This is a genomic window from Aeromonas sp. 600724, assembly GCF_049175135.1.
In the GTDB taxonomy this organism is placed as follows: Bacteria; Pseudomonadota; Gammaproteobacteria; order Enterobacterales; family Aeromonadaceae; genus Aeromonas; species Aeromonas veronii_A.
Genome location: NZ_JAAKUM010000001.1, coordinates 211,491 through 228,233, shown reverse-complemented (window position 1 = coordinate 228,233; position 16,743 = coordinate 211,491). Strand labels below are relative to the sequence as shown.

Annotated in this window: 14 protein-coding genes; 5 read left to right on the top strand and 9 right to left on the bottom strand. The window is 60.5% G+C overall.

From position 1 onward, the window contains the following. Positions 1 to 47 precede the first annotated feature (47 nt). From G5168_RS01010 to fdhD, 3 genes are all read left to right on the top strand, one after another. On the top strand, positions 48 to 446 hold the full coding sequence (locus tag G5168_RS01010; RefSeq protein WP_005351584.1) for a hypothetical protein: 399 nt from the start codon (positions 48 to 50) through the stop codon (positions 444 to 446). A gap of 428 nt (positions 447 to 874) precedes the next feature. Continuing rightward, positions 875 to 3,007, top strand: coding sequence for a sigma 54-interacting transcriptional regulator (locus tag G5168_RS01005; RefSeq protein WP_421251713.1), 2,133 nt, complete (start codon positions 875 to 877; stop codon positions 3,005 to 3,007). Beyond that, a complete protein-coding gene (fdhD, locus tag G5168_RS01000) occupies positions 3,004 to 3,834 on the top strand; it encodes a formate dehydrogenase accessory sulfurtransferase FdhD (RefSeq protein ID WP_323905560.1) in 831 nt (276 codons plus the stop codon). Before G5168_RS01005 ends, fdhD begins: the two co-directional genes overlap by 4 nt. 105 nt (positions 3,835 to 3,939) lie before the next feature. On the opposite strand, the gene asd is transcribed toward fdhD, so the two are convergent. From asd to G5168_RS00980, 4 genes are all read right to left on the bottom strand, one after another. Continuing rightward, positions 3,940 to 5,052, bottom strand: coding sequence for an aspartate-semialdehyde dehydrogenase (asd, locus tag G5168_RS00995; RefSeq protein ID WP_005345266.1), 1,113 nt, complete (start codon positions 5,050 to 5,052; stop codon positions 3,940 to 3,942). Positions 5,053 to 5,412: 360 nt separating this feature from the next. Next, the gene (locus tag G5168_RS00990; protein ID WP_323896744.1) at positions 5,413 to 6,720 is read right to left on the bottom strand and encodes a D-amino acid dehydrogenase; all 1,308 of its coding nucleotides are present in this window, start codon (positions 6,718 to 6,720) and stop codon (positions 5,413 to 5,415) included. Between the two features lie 142 nt (positions 6,721 to 6,862). After that, positions 6,863 to 8,383 (bottom strand): cryptochrome/photolyase family protein, encoded by a 1,521-nt coding sequence (locus G5168_RS00985; protein ID WP_421251712.1) that lies wholly within the window; start codon positions 8,381 to 8,383, stop codon positions 6,863 to 6,865. After that, positions 8,383 to 8,547 (bottom strand): DUF2256 domain-containing protein, encoded by a 165-nt coding sequence (locus tag G5168_RS00980; RefSeq protein WP_128816034.1) that lies wholly within the window; start codon positions 8,545 to 8,547, stop codon positions 8,383 to 8,385. The genes G5168_RS00985 and G5168_RS00980 overlap by 1 nt, the downstream gene beginning before the upstream one ends. Positions 8,548 to 9,007: 460 nt before the next feature. Between G5168_RS00980 and G5168_RS00975 the strand changes: the two genes are divergently transcribed. Continuing rightward, complete coding sequence (locus G5168_RS00975) at positions 9,008 to 10,393, top strand: tryptophanase (protein WP_421251711.1); 1,386 nt, start codon at positions 9,008 to 9,010, stop codon at positions 10,391 to 10,393. A 135-nt stretch (positions 10,394 to 10,528) separates the two neighbouring features. Here G5168_RS00975 and cdd read toward each other — a convergent pair whose 3' ends face one another. The 3 genes from cdd to G5168_RS00960 all read right to left on the bottom strand — a co-directional run bounded on the left by cdd (position 10,529) and on the right by G5168_RS00960 (position 12,638). Continuing rightward, entirely contained in the window at positions 10,529 to 11,413 is an 885-nt protein-coding gene (gene cdd / locus G5168_RS00970; protein WP_421251710.1) for a cytidine deaminase, read from the bottom strand. A 185-nt stretch (positions 11,414 to 11,598) separates the two neighbouring features. After that, positions 11,599 to 12,285 carry an LrgB family protein gene (locus tag G5168_RS00965; RefSeq protein ID WP_108572843.1) on the bottom strand — a complete coding sequence of 229 codons (687 nt, stop codon included), beginning with the start codon at positions 12,283 to 12,285 and terminating at the stop codon, positions 11,599 to 11,601. After that, complete coding sequence (locus G5168_RS00960; RefSeq protein WP_005333279.1) at positions 12,282 to 12,638, bottom strand: CidA/LrgA family protein; 357 nt, start codon at positions 12,636 to 12,638, stop codon at positions 12,282 to 12,284. The genes G5168_RS00965 and G5168_RS00960 overlap by 4 nt, the downstream gene beginning before the upstream one ends. 164 nt (positions 12,639 to 12,802) lie before the next feature. Between G5168_RS00960 and G5168_RS00955 the strand changes: the two genes are divergently transcribed. Beyond that, positions 12,803 to 14,512 (top strand): glycoside hydrolase family 36 protein, encoded by a 1,710-nt coding sequence (locus G5168_RS00955; protein ID WP_421251709.1) that lies wholly within the window; start codon positions 12,803 to 12,805, stop codon positions 14,510 to 14,512. 78 nt (positions 14,513 to 14,590) lie between these two features. Here G5168_RS00955 and G5168_RS00950 read toward each other — a convergent pair whose 3' ends face one another. Together G5168_RS00950 and sbcB are read right to left on the bottom strand one after the other, a co-directional pair. Next, positions 14,591 to 15,091, bottom strand: coding sequence for a hypothetical protein (locus tag G5168_RS00950; protein WP_005360277.1), 501 nt, complete (start codon positions 15,089 to 15,091; stop codon positions 14,591 to 14,593). A gap of 155 nt (positions 15,092 to 15,246) precedes the next feature. Next, on the bottom strand, positions 15,247 to 16,662 hold the full coding sequence (gene sbcB / locus G5168_RS00945) for an exodeoxyribonuclease I (protein ID WP_421251708.1): 1,416 nt from the start codon (positions 16,660 to 16,662) through the stop codon (positions 15,247 to 15,249). Positions 16,663 to 16,743: the final 81 nt, after the last annotated feature.

Genomic DNA, 16,743 nt, shown 5'->3' with positions numbered 1-16,743 from the left:
TATCGAGTCGGGCACCCTTTTATTACCCAAAAAAAGGGGAGTAAATGATGCAACATGAAATTGGTCGCTTATTCGGACTTTTCTATATTGGCACCTATCTGGCGGCGATATTGCTGGGAATAGGTTGCTATATTTGGCGCGACGAGATGATATTTCTGCTGGGCTTCGGTTTTTTCGGCTGTTTTATGGCAGCGCGGCTCGCCATGAGCAGCGTATTTTCCGCCTTGAGTATTTCCAGTGCCTGGCTGATCGGGTTTATCTCCACCACCTTGATCAACGGCCTGCTGCTGGGGGTGATCACCCTGCTGGTCTACCTCACGCATCAGAGCGTCACCGCCGAGCTTGCCGACAACGCCAGCTGGCTGCTGATGGCCTTCCAGAGCTTGTCGGCCCTCTTTATCTTCGGTGGCCTGAAGTGCTGCCACAGCCGGATCATCACCTCATAAATTGCCGAGGGATGGGTTGCAAACGCCATCTCGAAACCCGCAGCCAGTGAAGCAGCCAGCGAAGAGGAGAGGCAGATCTGACAGTTGACGGCGGCCCACTTTTCGGGCGCCTTAATTGAGATCAAGAACTGATGAAATAACCGGTTAAATATGGCCATCAGATATATTAAATCGGATTGTAATGAAATTTGAGCTCATCTATGATGAGTCGCCATTCCAATATATCCCCCGATAACGATGTTACTTTTTGTTGTCGTTCGTTAATAACAACTCTGGAATTGCAACATGCGACAATTTTCGTCACCGCTTTTCTTATTGGCAGCCGCTTTTACGGGCTGCGGCTATTTATTTTGGTGACGGGTGTTTGTCGTGATGCGATGGCATGGACAGCCTGACTGGTGACTAAATCGATATAACGTGAGGCCGCAATGCTAAATGTGAGTGCCATCCCCCTGGACGAGATCTCTCCCATCTGGGACGACGGTTTTCTCCTGCTCTCCAAATCCCTCCTGTCGGCCGTGACGCTCGATGATTTTATCCACAAACTCAACAAGATAGATGCCAGCTTCGGCGGCGTGACCCGGGTCAACCTGATCCTCAACATGGGTGCGGACGAGGAGGCCATCTTCTACTTCATGGGACATTCCGGCCCAAAGCATCTGGTCTGCCCCAAGGCAGAGCTGCACCTCTCCCCCCGTCCTACCAAAGAGACCCCGGAACAGGCCATCATTCTCGCTGCCGCCCGCTTTGAGAATCGCTGCCCGGCGCTGGATCGCGAAGGGGTCTACGGGGGGCTGCGCTCCTACTGCCAGCTCCCCATCACCACCGCCCGCAGCCATCTAGGCGGGGTCGAGTTTATCAACACCCAGCTCGACAGCTTCACCATGGAGACCCTGGCCAAACTGACCCAGCTGGCGGCCATTATCGCCATTGCGCTGGAGAACGTGCTCGACAAGGAGCGCACCCTGGAGCAGGCCAACTCCCTACGCCTTGAGCGCGACAGCTGCAAAATTCTGGTGGATGTAACCAACGCGGTAATCAAACTGGTGCGCATCGCCGAGCTGCCCAAGAGCCTGTTTGCCATCCTGCATCACCACTTCGGCATCAGCAGCTTGTGTCTGGCCGAATACAACGCCACCTCCGACAGCTTCAAAAGCTATCTGGTCAATCAGCACCAGAGCGAGCAGCCGGGCATCATCGATCACTCCTGTTTCGAAAAGAAGTGTCTGCAGGGGGCCCTTGGCCACAGCGAGCCGTTTTTCGTCTATCGCGAACACGGCCACGGCTGCAGCAATCGCTGCCGCTTTACCTCCCAGATCCTGCCGCCCGAGGCTGACAGCTCCTGCATTTTGCCGCTGCGCTATCGGGGCAACCTGCTGGGGGTGTTGATCCTCTCGCACCCCAACGCCGACTTCTTTGCCGATATCGATATCTCCTTGCTGGAGCAGGTGGCGGCGCGCACCGCCATTGCCATGAACAACGTGCAGGCGCAGCAGGAGATCTCCAACACCAACGGCGCCAAAGAGAAGACCATTCGCATCAACGAACCGCAGATGCAGGGGGAGTTCCCCCACATCATCTACCAGAGCGCGGTGATGGAGAGCGTGCTGGAGAAGGTGCGGCTGGTGGCCGAGAGCGACAGTACCGTGCTGATCCTCGGCGAGACCGGTACCGGCAAGGAGCTGATCGCCCAGGCCATTCACGCCCTGAGTGCCCGCCACGATCACGAGATGGTGAAGGTGAACTGCGCCGCCATTCCCACCGGCCTTATCGAGAGCGATCTCTTTGGCCACGAAAAGGGGGCCTTTACCGGCGCCTTGACCCAGCGCATCGGCCGTTTCGAGCGGGCCCACAAGGGCACCCTGTTCCTCGATGAAGTGGGGGATATGCCGCTGGACTTGCAGCCCAAACTCTTGCGGGTATTGCAGGAGCACGAGCTGGAGCGGGTGGGCAACAGCAACCCAATAGCAGTGGATGTGCGGCTGGTGGCCGCCACCAACTGCGATCTGCTCTCAATGGTCAAGAACAAGCGTTTCAGAAGCGATCTCTACTACCGCCTCAATGTCTTTCCCATCGAGCTGCCCCCCCTGCGCGAGCGGCGCGAGGATATTCCGCTGCTGGTCAATTTCTTTATCAAGAAGATCGCCAAGCGGATGCGCCGCACCATCACCTCTATCCCCGCCGATGCGATGAAGATGCTGGTATCGCTGCCCTGGTACGGCAATATCCGCGAGCTGGAGAACGTCATCGAGCGCGCCGTGGTGATGACCCGCGGTCATGTGCTCAACCTCTCGCCGGAGGAGCTGATGCCCCTCAAGGGCTACCACAAGATTGAGACCCTGGTCTATGACGAGCCCGCCACGCCGCTCTTTGCCGAGGAGGGGCCGATTGATGAGCGCGAGGCGATCATCGCCGCCCTGCGCGACTGCAACGGCATTGTCGCTGGCGAGCGGGGGGCGGCCAACCGCCTTGGCATGAAGCGCACCACCTTGCTCTCCAAGATGAAGCGGCTCGGCATTTCGGCCAGAGATCCCGAGATCATTGACGGGGTCGCACCATGAGAGAGCTACTTGAGCTGGAGGCGCAGAACGAACTGGCCCGCTGCGCCATCCACCGCGAGGTGGTGCACTACCGCGCCGATACCTTGACCTGCGACAGCGAGATGGCGCTCCCCTCCGAGACGCCGGTGGCGCTGGTCTACAACGGCATCGCCCACAGCGTGATGATGTGCTCGGCCTCCGATCTGGAGGATTTCGCCATCGGGTTTTCGCTATCCGAGGGGATCATCGACAGCCTGCTCGATATCCACGACATCGAACAGATTGATGGCTGTCAGGGGATTGAGCTGCATATCACCCTGGCCAACCGCTGTGTCTATCGCCTTAAAGAGAAGCGGCGCACCCTGGCGGGCCGTACCGGTTGCGGCATCTGTGGCAGCGAAAGTCTGGAGCAGGTGATCCGCACCCAGCCAAGCTTGCCCGATAGTCAGCGCCTGGCGGTGGGCCATATCGACAAGGTATTGAGCGCACTGCGCCCGCTCCAGCTGCTGGGCCAGCGCACCGGCGCCACCCATGCGGCTGTGCATCTGGACGGGGAGGGCAATATTCTCGCCATCCGCGAGGATGTGGGGCGCCATATTGCGCTGGATAAGCTGGTGGGCCATCTGTGCCGCACGGGTCGCCGTGACGGCGCCATTCTGGTGACCAGCCGCGCCAGCTTCGAAATGGTGCAAAAGTGCGCCAGCGCTGGGGTCGAGATCCTGCTCGCCATCTCCGCTGCCACCGAGCTTGCGGTCGAGCGGGCCGAGCAGACAGGGCTGACGCTGGTGGGTTTTTGCCGCCCCGGGCGGGCCGAGATCTACAGCGGCTGTCAGCGTATTCTGCTTTAAGTGACTGCAAGAGTGAGAGCCTGCTAAAGGGCTTATAAAAACTGGCAATAAAAAAGGGCGGGGAGTGTGACTCCCCGCCCTTGTTGTCTCTGCTTTTGTGGCGGATTAGCGCGCCAGCAGGATACGCAGCATGCGGCGCAGCGGCTCGGCGGCGCCCCACAGCAGCTGGTCACCCACGGTAAAGGCGGCCAGATACTCAGGGCCCATATTGAGTTTGCGCAGACGACCCACCGGAATGCTGAGGGTGCCGGTAACGGCCGCCGGAGTCAGCTCGCGGGCGGTGATGTCGCGATCGTTGGGGATCACTTTTACCCAGTCGTTGTGGGCAGCCAGCAGCGCTTCGATCTCCGCCAGCGGCACATCCTTTTTCAGCTTGATGGTGAAGGCCTGGCTGTGGCAGCGCAGGGCGCCGATCCGCACGCAGAGACCATCCACCGGAATGACGGCATTCTCGATACCCAAAATCTTGTTGGTCTCGGCCTGACCCTTCCACTCTTCACGGCTCTGGCCGTTGTCGAGCTTGGTGTCAATCCAGGGGATAAGGCCACCGGCCAGCGGCACGCCGAAGTTGTCCACCGGCAGGGTGCCGGAGCGGGTCTTCTCGGTGATCTTGCGTTCGATGTCGAGGATGGCGGAGGCGGGGTCTGCCAGCTCAACCGCCACTTCGTCGCGCAGCATCCCCATCTGGGTGACCAGCTCGCGCATATGGCGGGCACCGCCACCGGAGGCTGCCTGATAGGTGGCAACGCTGACCCACTCCACCAGATCGGCCTTGAACAGGCCGCCGAGGGCCAGCAGCATCAGGCTGACGGTGCAGTTGCCGCCGACGAAGGTCTTGATGCCATCGTTCAGGGCCTGCTCGATGACATCGCCGTTGACCGGATCCAGAATGATGACGGCGTCTTTCTCCATCCGCAGGGAGGAGGCGGCGTCAATCCAGTAACCCTGCCAGCCGGCGGCTTTCAGGCGCGGATAGACATCCTTGGTGTAGTCGCCGCCTTGCGCGGTGATGATGATATCCTGCTTGGCCAGCGCTTCGATATCGAAGGCGTCTTGCAGAGTACCGGCATCGACGCCGAAGTTGGGAGCGGCCTCACCGGCCTGGGAGGTGGTGAAGAATGTGGGTTGAATATGGGCGAAATCCTGCTCTTCCTGCATCCGGCTCATCAGAACCGATCCCACCATGCCACGCCAACCGACCAAACCTACTTTTTTCATATTGTCCTACCCTGGATTGCTGCTAAAGAAACTCGTGGTGACACCCGTACCCCCTTGTCTGGCGACGCCTGTTTACAAGCGGTTTACAGGCCATTTAAAAAATATGCGCTGCGAAAAATGCGTCTATCCACATTACGGATTGTGACGGCTTGCGCAAGTCGAATTGCGCAATATTCTGTGCCGTTTGCTGCATTAACCGGCAGCCAGAGCACCGCTCAGGCAGACGGGGAGGGAGAAGGTCAACATCAGACGTAAAGGCCACCGTTTTGGCGGTGGCCTGTCAATAAAGCGGTTGGGAACGTCCTCTGCTGTGGTCTGAGGGCGCAGTTGGCGAGTGAAACAGTCCGACAGCGTAGGCGCTTAGCCGTAACGGGCCAGGGTGAGCCCCTCATCGCTGATGGCGGGTTCGCTGCCGCTGATGAGATCGCACAACAGCTGACCCGAACCGGCCGCCATGGTCCAGCCCAATGTGCCGTGGCCGGTATTGAGCCAGAGGCCGGGAATGGGGCTTGGCCCCACCAGCGGGGTGCCGTCCGGTGTCATGGGGCGCAGACCGGTCCAGAATTCAGCTTTGCTGATATCGCCCCCTTCGGGAAAGAGATCCCCCACCACCATCGCCAGAGTGTCGTGGCGTCTGGGGTTGAGGGCGAGGTTGTAGCCCGACAGCTCCGCCATGCCGCCGACCCGGATCCGCTCGTCAAAGCGGGTGATGGCCACCTTGTAGGTCTCGTCGAGCACGGTACTGCGCGGGGCGGCCTCGGCGTTGATCATCGGCAGGGTGAGGGAGTAGCCCTTGACCGGATAGACCGGCAGCTCCAGTCCGAGCGGGCGCAGCAGCGGCCGCAAAAAACCGGTGGCATAACTGCCGAGTGCGCAGACGATGGCATCGGCGCGATAGCGCTGCTCGCCTGCCCGCACCGCCACGGCGCGGCCGCGGGCTTGCTCAATCTCGTCGATGTCGCAGTTGAAGACGAACTTGACCCCGAGCTTCTCGGCTTCAAGGGCAAGGGCCTTGGTGAAGCGGAAGCAGTCGCCGGTCTCGTCGCCGGGCAGACGCAAGCCGCCGACGATTTTGCCACGCACTCGCGCCAGCGCAGGCTCTGCCGATTCGCAGCCGCTGGCATCCAGCGACTGGTAGGGGACGCCATACTCCTCCAGCACCTCGATATCGCGCTGACTGGCATCGAGCTGGGACTGGCTTCTAAACAGCTGCAGGGTGCCGAGCTGGCGCCCTTCGTAATCGATGTTCAGCTCGTCACGCAGCCGCTTCATGCAGTCGCGGCTGTATTCGGCCAGACGCACCATGCGCCCCTTGTTGGTGGCATAGGCGGTCGGGGTGCAGTTGGCGAGCATTCTGAGCATCCAGCGTAGCTGGAAGGGATCGGCAGTGGGGCGCACGGTGAAGGGGGCATGCTTTTGCAGCATCCACTTGGCGGCCTTGAGGGGGATGCCGGGGGCCGCCCAGGGTGCCGCATAACCCGGGGATATCTGCCCGGCGTTGGCATGGCTGGTTTCAAGGGCGACGCCACCTTGTCGCTCCAGCAGGGTTACTTTGTGACCCGCTTTGGCCAGATACCAGGCGCTGGTTACCCCAATTACGCCGCCACCGAGAACCACTATCTCCATATCGTCTTTCCTTGACTGATCTCCTGATGTGGCCACCACCATAATCAGCCGCCACAGGATATTCAACTGCTCTGCGCAGGATTGGGATCTCCGTCTGCTTGCTGGTCACAGGCTGGTGTTTGGTGCGATAACGTGTCTGATTTCCAGCGTAAAGCGCTGTGATGTTGTGAGGGGCATGGCCCACTTACAGCTGCTCCAGCTTGATCAGGTAGTGCTCCGCCGTCGCCAGAATGGCGTGCTGCTGTTCGGCGGCTTGGCTATCCCAGTTGGCATAGGGGAGGGCGAGGCGGGGATTGCCGCCCAGTTTGTCCCGATTGCGCCAAAGAAAGTGCCAGTAGAGGCTGTTGAAGGGGCAGCTCCCGTCGCCGTGGCGTGCTTTGACCTGATAGTGGCACCCCTTGCAGTAGTGGCCCATCCGCTCGAGATAGGCGCCGCTGCTGGCGTAGGGCTTGCTGCCCATCAGGCCGCCGTCGGCAAACTGGCTCATGCCGCGGGTGTTGGGCAGCTCCACCCACTCGATGGCATCCACATAGATGCCGAGATACCACTGATCCACCTCATCGGGGTCGATCCCCGCCAGCAGGGCAAAATTGCCGGTCACCATCAGCCGCTGGATATGGTGGGCGTAGCCGTGCTCAAGGGATTGGTTGATGGCGTGGCGCACGCAGGCCATCTTGGTTTCGCCGCTCCAGAAAAAACCGGGCAGCGGCCGGTTGGCCCCGAGAAAATTGGTCTGCTGGTAGTCGGGCATCTTTTCCCAGTAGAGGGCGCGGACAAACTCGCGCCAGCCGAGGATCTGGCGGATAAAACCCTCTACCTGCGCCAACGTGATAGTGCCCTGATTGGCCTGCCAGTGGGTCTCGGCGGCGCGGATCACCTCAAGCGGATGAAGCATCTTGCTGTTGAGGGAAAACGACAGACGGCTGTGAAACAGGCTCCAGCCCCGCTCGCTCAGGGCATCCTGATAGCGGCCAAAGTGAGGCAGGCAGTGGGTGAGAAAATGGGCCAGCAGATCGCGACTCTGGCGCCTTGTGATGGGCCAGGGCAGCCTGCTGGCATCTGCCTCGCCGATGGTGCTGACCCCGTGGCGGGTCAGCATGGCATCAATCTCGCTCACCTCGTTGGCAAAGGTGAGGGGTTCCGGGATGGGCTGACGCTCCGGCAGCTTGGCGCGGTTCTCGTCATCAAAATTCCAGCGCCCGCCAAGGGGTTGGCCGTGCTCATCGAGCAGCACTTGATATTGCTTTCGCAGGGCGCGGTAGAAGAACTCCATCCGGCTGTGGGGGTAGCGCTGCCAGCCATCGCGGGGGGTGAGGAAATGTTCGCTCTCTACCTCGGTGGCAGGGATGGCAAGGCCAGCCGCCCAGCTTTTCAGCTGGCAGGCGAGGCGCCACTCGTCCGGGCTCTGCCAGGCAAAGCTGTCGGCCTGATGTGCCGCGATTTGGGGTGCCAGCAGGCTGGGCAAGTCGGGCCAGCGGGCACTCTCATCAAGGGTCAGGTAACAGACGCGGTGGCCCGCCTTGCCAAGGGCCGCCGCGAAGGCGCGCATGGCGGCAAAGAAGGCCAGCACCTTCTGGCGATGGTGGCGGCAGTAGTCGGTCTCCTGGCGCAGCTCCGCCATCAGATAGCAAACCGCCGGATCCGGGGTGCGAAACCAGCTGTGACCGGCGTTTAGCTGATCGCCGAGGACAAGGCGAAGTTCCATCAGATTCGCTCCTCCTCAGGTTGCTGGCTGCTGTGACGAGCGTGGCGACAGCGTTCGCTGCAGTAGCGAACCTCCTCCCAGCTGCGCGCCCACTTGCGCCGCCAACTGAAGGGGCGCTGGCAGACGGGGCAGATCTTCTCGGGCAGATGGGGTTTGCGATGCATGATGGCTTCCGGCCTTGGCTGATGGGGGATGTGGCGTGTGGGTAGGGAGAATAACGAACCGGGGGCGCGGGCGGATCAACCTCACTGCCGGTTTGCCGCGCAGATGCGCACTTTGTGAGCGGGCGCACAGCCCGTCGGTGCATCTCTTGTTTGCCAATTAACCAGCCGTTAACGTGGCGAGGCTGCCTGTTGGCAGCACCCATCAATGGATCTTGTTGGCCACCGACTGTCTACAACCGATATGGAGGGGAGTGATGCCAATCATGACAGCTACGCCCCGGGCAGCTTGCCTGCTCGCCCACTGGTATACCCGGGATCCCATTCTCACCTTCGACTTTCCTCACCGCTGATTGGCGGCACCCGCCGTTTGAATTTGTCAGCCGGACGACCCTGATCGCCCCGGCCTCTTTGCCAATTCCAATTTCAAACATACTGGCCTAGCGCCGGTGAGGAGTCTTATATGCGTCGTATACCCGAGCCGTTTCGTATCAAGATGGTCGAGCCCATCAAACAGACCACTGGCGCCGAGCGCCGTGCTGCCCTCGAGGCCGCTGGCTGGAATCCCTTCCTGCTGTTGGCCGAGGATGTCTATATCGATCTGCTGACCGACAGCGGCACAGGTGCCATGTCCGATCGCCAGTGGGCTGGCATCATGATGGGGGATGAGGCCTATGCGGGCAGCCGCAACTTCGTCGAGCTGGAGCGCACGGTGCGCGAGATCTTTGGCTATCAGCATGTGATGCCCACCCACCAGGGGCGCGGGGCCGAGCAGATCCTCTTCCCCGAGCTGGTCAAGCGCTGCAAGGGCAAGGCGCCGGTCTTTATCTCCAACTACCACTTCGACACCACCAAGGCCCATGTGGAGTTGGCTGGCGCGCGTGCTATCAATCTGCTCACCCCGAAAGCCCTCGATACCACGGCTCCTTATGCCTGGAAGGGGGATTTTGATCTCCCTCGCCTGAGCGACACCATCGAGACCCTGGGGGCCGACAACGTGGCCGGCATCATCATCACGGTCACCTGCAACAGCGCCGGCGGTCAGCCGGTCTCCATGGCCAATATGGAGGCGGTCTCCGAACTGGCCCGTCGCCACGAGATTCCGGTGGTGATCGACGCCGCCCGTTTTGCCGAGAACGCCTGGTTTATCAAGGAGCGGGATCCGGCTTATGCCAAAAGCAGCATCAAGGAGATAGTGCGCCAGATGTTTGCGCTGGGGGACATCTTCACCATGTCGGCCAAGAAGGACGGGCTGGTCAATATCGGCGGGCTCTGTTGCTTCAAGGAAGATCTCGACCTGTTTCGTGCGGTGCAGGTGCGCTGTGTGGCGATGGAGGGGTTTGTCACCTACGGCGGGCTTGCCGGGCGGGATATGGCAGCGCTGGCCATCGGCCTGCGGGAGGGGATGGATGAGGAGTATCTCACCTATCGCATCAGTCAGGTGGCTTATCTCGGTGAGCGGCTGGCCGAGGCGGGTATCCCCATCCAGACCCCCACCGGCGGCCATGCGGTGTTTGTCGATGCCAAAAAGCTGCTGCCCCATATTCCAGCCGAGCAGTTCCCCGCCCATGCACTCGCCTGCGAGCTCTATCTGGAAGGGGGCGTGCGCGGTGTGGAGATCGGCTCCCTGCTGCTCGGGCGCGATCCCGCAACCGGCAAGCAGGAGGCGGCGGATTTTGAGCTGCTGCGCCTCACCATTCCGCGGCGGGTCTACACCCGGGATCATATGGACTATGTGGCCGACTGCCTGATCGCGGTGAAAGCGCGGGCCAGCGACATTCGCGGGCTCACCTTTGACTACGAGCCGCCGCTGCTGCGCCACTTCACTGCGCGGCTGAAACCGGTCTGATCAGCAATCGGTTAGACGTGGTGATCAACCGCGCCAAGCTGTGAAGACCAAGGGCCGTTCCCGGTTAAACAGCCCAGTAAAAAAGCCCCCGCACCAAGGTGCGGGGGCTTTTGTTTATCTAAGCAAAGTCGGGGGTCAGACCGCCTGATACTCCAGCTCGACCGAGCCCAGCGCCTTGAGGGTGGACTGGGCGGAGTCACGCTGGCTGATCTGGCCGTTTTTGTTCTCCAGCAGCACGGCGCGGCGGATGGTTGCGAGATCTTCGCCATTAAGCACCGCATGGGCGCAGGCCATCTGCATCGGCGGCAGGCTGGGGTTGAAGGCGGCGTTCTCGGCGTAGCGGCCAGAGAAGATGCGGCCATCGGCAAACAGCAGCGCCACCGCGGCATAGCCCTGACTGTAGGGGGCGTAGCTTTGACGGGCGGCGGCCAGCGCGGCTTGCCACAGCGGGTCTTCGCTTTGAAGCTCAAGCTCGGCGTGATCCTGCGGGCTCATCAGCGCATCCGTGATGTCGAGATCCGCCGGGCCAAACGAGTGGGGCAGGAAGGATTGCAGGGCGCTCAGGTCATCCGGCAGAGAAACTTTCAGGATCTTGGCGGTGCTCAGCTCGTTCATGAACTGACGGCAGTGGCCACAGGGGGTGTAGTTGACGGTGATTTCAGAGATCCCGGTCTCGCCACCCAGCCAGGCGTTGGAGATGGCGGACTGCTCGGCGTGCACCGAGTGGAACAGACCTTGCCCCGCAAACTCCATGTTGGCACCGAAGTACCAGGTGCCACTCAGGCCGCAGGCGATGGCACCGACGTAAAATTTGGAGATGGGCGCGACCGAGCAGGCGGCGGCCAGCGGCAACAGGGCGAGGCGCAGGGCGCGATCATCGAGACCTGTGGCGGCTTTCAGGGTGGCGACTTGCTCCGGCGTGAAGCGGGCGTTGAAGTCGGCACTATCCAGTATGGGCTGCACGGCTGCTTTGAGCGGGGCAGAGAGGGTATCGAATGGCTTGGCAAAACGGGGATGCATAGTGTGTCCTCAAAGGCCAATTGGGCGGCCATTGTAGGGAGCAAGCTCGGGTAAATGTGTGAGCAGGCTCACGCCCTGACGGGCAAACGGAGGGGGATGGTAATGGAAACGTTTGTCTTGTGCAAATTGTGCGGCAGGTCGCACCCCGACAGCGCTGCAGAGCCGTCGGGGTGGTTAATCATCGGTCAGGTGAGCCAGTGATAGATGGCAAAAAGGAGGGGCGCAACGGCCGCGGTGAGGATCCCGCATACCACCATGGCGAGCGATGCAAAGGCCCCTTGGGTGATCCCCTTCTCGGCGGAGGTGGCGGTGCCGATGGCGTGGGCACAGGCCCCCATGGCGAGCCCTTGCGCTTCCGGGTCGGTCACTTTCAGCAGTTTGAGCAGCGGGTAGCCGATCAGGGCGCCGACAATTCCCACCACCACAACAACGGCCGCCGCGATGGCGGGAATGCCGCCGATGGACTGGCTGACGCTCATGGCGAGCGGGGTGGTGATGGATTTGGTCGCCAATGAGGCGAGTAGCGCCGGATCTGTGCCCATAAAATGACCGATCAGCAGGGTTGTGCACACCGAGATCAAGACGGAGGCGAGGGTACAGATTAGGATGGGCTTGAGCTTGGCCTGGATCTGGCGCGCCTGCTGATAGAGCGGCAGCGCCAGCGCCACCACGGCGGGCTCCAGCAGCATGGTAATGGGGCTGCTGCCGCGCTCGTACTGCTCAAGGGGCAGATCAAACCAGAGCAGCAGGCCGATGATCACCGCGGTCGGCACCAGCACAGGGTTGATGATGGGCCAGGGCAGGCGGCGATAGAGGGCGCGGGTGGCGAAATAGAGCGCCAGGGTCAGGGGAATGGCTAGCCAGAAGATCATTTGTTCATCCTCTGGTAGAGCCGACCGACGGTGGCGAGGATCAGCACAATCCCGAGCACGATGCAGAGCATGATGACGCCGAAGGATTGGCGCAGGGGCTCTAGCCAGGCCACCAGTCCGACCGCGACCGGCACGAACAAAACGCCCATGTGGCGCAGCAGCAAGCCAGCGCCCAGCTCGACCCAGTGCAGCTTGATCAGTTGCAGGGAGAGCAGCACAAACAGCAGCAGCATGCCGATGATGCTGCCGGGAAAGGCGAAAGGCAGGATGGCTGCCACGGATTTGCCTGCCAGCAGGCAGGCGACGATGACCATAAAGTCACGAAAGTACAGCAAGGCGCGTTGCGCGATCACGTGAACCTCATCGACTGTGATGAAAAATCGCAGTTTACCAGAGAGGCCGGGTCGCGGCATTAAAACAATAACAACTGAAATCAGTTCATTTGAAGCTGATTTGTATGCAGATTATCTGTTGAACATCGTCTGATAGAACCCTTTTCGAACTACAAGGAGTAGTGATGACATCCCTCTTGTCCCGAGTTCGCCAGCTGGCGAACGATAATGCGTTGCCACCCCATCTGCTGCAAACCCGTCAGTGGGAAGGGCCTCTGTGTCGGGTGCGACTCGACAACACCGGTTCTGATGCCACCCCGGTCGAGCGCTGGGTGCTGTTTGACGGCAAGCTTGGCCTGCCGGTGGAGAGCGCCATTTATGGCGAAGGATTCCAGATGCTGGCCCAGACCATGGGTAGCTGGCAATCACCGCAACATGTCGGCCGTTGTCCCGATGCCAGCGTTTATCGCATCACTGATGACAATGACTATCACACCATTCACAACCTGTTGCTGGTGGAGCATGGCAAGGGGTGGCTGCTGCTCGCCTTTGCCAGCTGCCACCGTTTTGGCGGGGAGTTTCGCCTCTACCCCGATGGTCGCTTGCAGATCCTGATGAACTGCGAAGGGCGAAAACTTGCGGCCGGTGAGCATTGGCAGAGTGAGGAGCTGATCTGCCTCGAAGGGCCGGAGCGCGAAGATCTGCTGGCTGAGTTGGCATGGCTGATCGAGGCCGAGCATGGCTCGCTGATCGGCAAGGTGAGTGATCGCCCGAGCGGTTGGTGCTCTTGGTATCACTACTACGCCGAGGTGAGTGCTGCCGATATTCGCGAAAATCTGCAGGTGCGTGCCGAGCGTTTCCCAGCCCTGCGTTACGTGCAGATCGATGACGGCTATCAGGCCAAGATGGGCGACTGGCTCACCCCGTCGGCCAAGTTCGAGCAGGGGGTGGCATCACTGGCTGAGGAGATCAAACAGGCTGGCTGCGAGCCTGCCCTCTGGGTCGCTCCTTTTATTGCAGAGCCCGGTTCGCAGGTGTTTCAGGATCACCCCGACTGGTTTGTGAAGGGGGATGACGGCTTGCCGCTGCCCTCAGAGCAGGTTACCTATGGTGGTTGGCGCTGTACCCCCTGGTATGTGCTGGATGGTACCCACCCCGAGGTGCAGGCGCACCTTGAGCAGGTGTTCCGCACCCTGCGCGAACAGTGGGGTATCCACTACTTCAAACTCGATGCCAACTTCTGGGGCGCCATCCACGGTGGCCGTTTCCACGATCTGGCTGCCACCCGGGTTGAAGCCTATCGGCGCGGTATGGCCGCCATCCTGCGTGGTGCAGGTGAAGGCGCTTTCCTGCTCGGTTGCAATGCCCCCATTTGGCCAAGCCTTGGGTTGGTGCACGGCATGCGGGTGAGCGATGACGTGGAACGCAACGGCCACCGCTATCGCCAGATCGCTCGCGAAGCCTTCTGCCGCGCCTGGCAGAACGACAAGCTCTGGGCCCTCGACCCCGACTGCATCTGCCTGCGGGATCTACCGAGCCAGCAGGCAAGCAAGGCGGATTACAGCTTCCATCTGGCAGCGCTGGTGGCGAGCGGCGGCATGATGCTGGCTGGTGATCGACTGCAAGATCTCGATGAGGAGCAGGCGGCGCAACTGCATAAGCTGCTTGCGCTCTGCGCCGCCCGGGCACCCTCTGCCCGTTTCGAGTCGATGGACTTTGCCTGTGGCGAAGTAAGCCTGCCCGAGGGCGGCACTCTGCTCTGCCTGTTCAACTGGGAGGGGCAACCACAGGAGTTTCTGCTGCCGGAAGGGGGAACCGATTTTTGGCATGGGCAGGCAGTCGGCACAACCGTGACCCTGCAAGGGGGCGAGGGGCGGGTGATCCACTACGCCTGATCACAGCGTCACCATAAACAATTCAGGCTCCATCACGGAGCCTGAATTGTTTCAATCAGCGGTTATCAGCCACGTTTTTCAGTAACGCCACTCAAAGCCGACGGCGTATTTGGCTGAGCCATAGCCCGGGATATCGCTGCCGGAGGCGATCGCCTTGAGGGTCAGCAACGGGGTGATGGGTACCCCCAGACCAAAACCGATGGCCAGCTGATCATTGGGGTTCCCCATCAGATCGACCCGCATCACCCGATAGAGGGACATATCCTCGCTCAGGTGCATATAGGCTTGCGAAGCGCGGTTATAGACCTGACCAAACACCTCCAGCTGGAAACCTGACTGTGCGCTGATGGCCAGCGGTACCCCGACAAACTTGTAGAGATGGGAACCGTTGAAGTAGCTGTTGGTGATCAGGGGAGTGAAATCAGTCTGCTGATAAAGGGTGTTGAAGTTCTGTTCTACGATGCGATAGGTCTGCTCGGGCAGGCGAGCAAGATAATCCGGCACATCGAACCGGTATGCGGCGTTGGCTGCCAGCGGCAGCAGGGCCAGTAATCCGAGCAGTGCGTGGTGACGAGGCATCAGCAAATGGCTTCCGTTCGGCCAAAAAGATCTCTTGCTTGGGAGACATCCGCTCAGGATGTTGCAAGATATTGGTTTTTGGGGAAATCCCCTTCGTCATTATGACCTGAAGAAGGGGATGAGAGGGAAGGATTTATTGTGAAACTACTCACAACTCATAAATCTTCCAGATAACGATAGAGACTCTTGAGAATCGCAAAGTTCCGTTCGTTACTCTGGTTCTGCTCTGCCAGCTCCTCGAGACGGGGCACATAGTCCGGCAGACGGCGGCTGAAGTAGTCGCTGCAGTGCAGGCGCCAGCGCTTCTGCTCGGTTTCGCTCAGAGTGTGTGGCCAGTTGCGGGCGCGATAGCGGAACAGCATCTCCGGCAGCCGCGCGTCGGTAAAGGCAAACTCCCGCTCACCCAGCAGATCTGCGGGGGTGGCGCGCACCAGATCCATGGTGGACTTGTCGCCGTGGCCAAAGAAGCCGGCGTAGAGCTGGGTATCGGGGTCGCTCTCATTGCTGCCGGCGAACTCCTGATTAAACACGTCCACCAGTTTTTCCCGCACCTCCGGGTGGGCGCGCAGCAGATCTAGGCTCTTGCGGCACTGCTCCCGGTCGATGCCAAGCTGGTCGGCGCGCTCCGCCGTCAGGGTAGCGGCCGGCGCCAGCACCGGGCACTTGTTGATATGCACCAGCTTCACTGGGATGCTGGCCAGATCCCCCAGCTCCTCTTTCTTGGTATAGAGGCGCTCGCGGATCTCCTCGCTGGTGAGCTCGATAAGCGGGGTCGGATCGCGGGTCAGATCCACCATGATCACCGCGTTCTGGTTGGTAGGATGCCAGGCGAGCGGCGAAACCCAGCTCACACACCCTTGCCAGGGGGAGAACATGCCGGAGACGTGCGCCAGCGGCTTCATGGTCACCACGTCAATCAGCGCCTTCACCTTGTTTTTGTTGCGCAGATCAAAGAGATAACCAAACAACTTGGGTTGGGCTTTTTTCACCAGCTTGGCCATCTCGATAGTGGCCAGCACGTCCGAGAGCGCATCGTGGGCATTGGCATGGGCCACGCCGTTGGCGACTGTCAGCTTCTCCAGCCGGAAACTCGGCTTACCCTCCTCGTCAAAGGCCCACTCGATCCCCTCCGGCCGAAGGGCATAGCAGGCCCGCAGCATGTCGAGGATGTCCCAGCGGGAGTTGCCGTTTTGCCAGCTGTAGGCATAGGGGTCATAGAAGTTGCGATAGAGGGTGTAGCGGGTCACCTCATCATCGAAGCGGATGCTGTTGTAGCCAAGCACGCAGGTATTCGGAGTGGCGAACTGCTCGTGGATCTGGCGAATGAAATCCGCCTCGCACAGCCCATCCTTCATCGCCTTTTGCGGCGTGATACCGGTAATGAGGCACGCCTCCGGATCCGGCAGGTAGTCCGCTGGCGGTTTGCAATAAATCACCAGCGGCTCGCCAATGATGTTGAAATCCGCATCGGTGCGAATACCGGCAAACTGCGACGGCCTGTCCTTGGCGGGGCTGATGCCGAAGGTCTCGTAGTCGTGAAAATAGAAGGTAGGATTTGTCTGCTGGTTCATTACGTGGTTCTGAATTGTGTCTATATGTTTGAAAAACAAGCCGTTATACGAGGTGTTATCTCAGATTGTCTCACTTTGTCC

Bases quoted from the DNA above. Each gene is read 5' to 3' on its own strand.
- cdd (WP_421251710.1), bottom strand. From the start codon at position 11,413: ATGCATCCCCGTTTTGCCAAGCCATTCGATACCCTCTCTGCCCCGCTC.
- G5168_RS00980 (WP_128816034.1), bottom strand. From the start codon at position 8,547: ATGCATCGCAAACCCCATCTGCCCGAGAAGATCTGCCCCGTCTGCCAG.
- G5168_RS00985 (WP_421251712.1), bottom strand. From the start codon at position 8,383: ATGGAACTTCGCCTTGTCCTCGGCGATCAGCTAAACGCCGGTCACAGC.
- G5168_RS00950 (WP_005360277.1), bottom strand. From the start codon at position 15,091: ATGCCTCGTCACCACGCACTGCTCGGATTACTGGCCCTGCTGCCGCTG.
- fdhD (WP_323905560.1), top strand. From the start codon at position 3,004: ATGAGAGAGCTACTTGAGCTGGAGGCGCAGAACGAACTGGCCCGCTGC.
- G5168_RS00975 (WP_421251711.1), top strand. From the start codon at position 9,008: ATGCGTCGTATACCCGAGCCGTTTCGTATCAAGATGGTCGAGCCCATC.
- G5168_RS01005 (WP_421251713.1), top strand. From the start codon at position 875: ATGCTAAATGTGAGTGCCATCCCCCTGGACGAGATCTCTCCCATCTGG.
- G5168_RS00965 (WP_108572843.1), bottom strand. From the start codon at position 12,285: ATGATCTTCTGGCTAGCCATTCCCCTGACCCTGGCGCTCTATTTCGCC.
- asd (WP_005345266.1), bottom strand. From the start codon at position 5,052: ATGAAAAAAGTAGGTTTGGTCGGTTGGCGTGGCATGGTGGGATCGGTT.
- G5168_RS00955 (WP_421251709.1), top strand. From the start codon at position 12,803: ATGACATCCCTCTTGTCCCGAGTTCGCCAGCTGGCGAACGATAATGCG.
- sbcB (WP_421251708.1), bottom strand. From the start codon at position 16,662: ATGAACCAGCAGACAAATCCTACCTTCTATTTTCACGACTACGAGACC.
- G5168_RS01010 (WP_005351584.1), top strand. From the start codon at position 48: ATGCAACATGAAATTGGTCGCTTATTCGGACTTTTCTATATTGGCACC.
- G5168_RS00990 (WP_323896744.1), bottom strand. From the start codon at position 6,720: ATGGTGGTGGCCACATCAGGAGATCAGTCAAGGAAAGACGATATGGAG.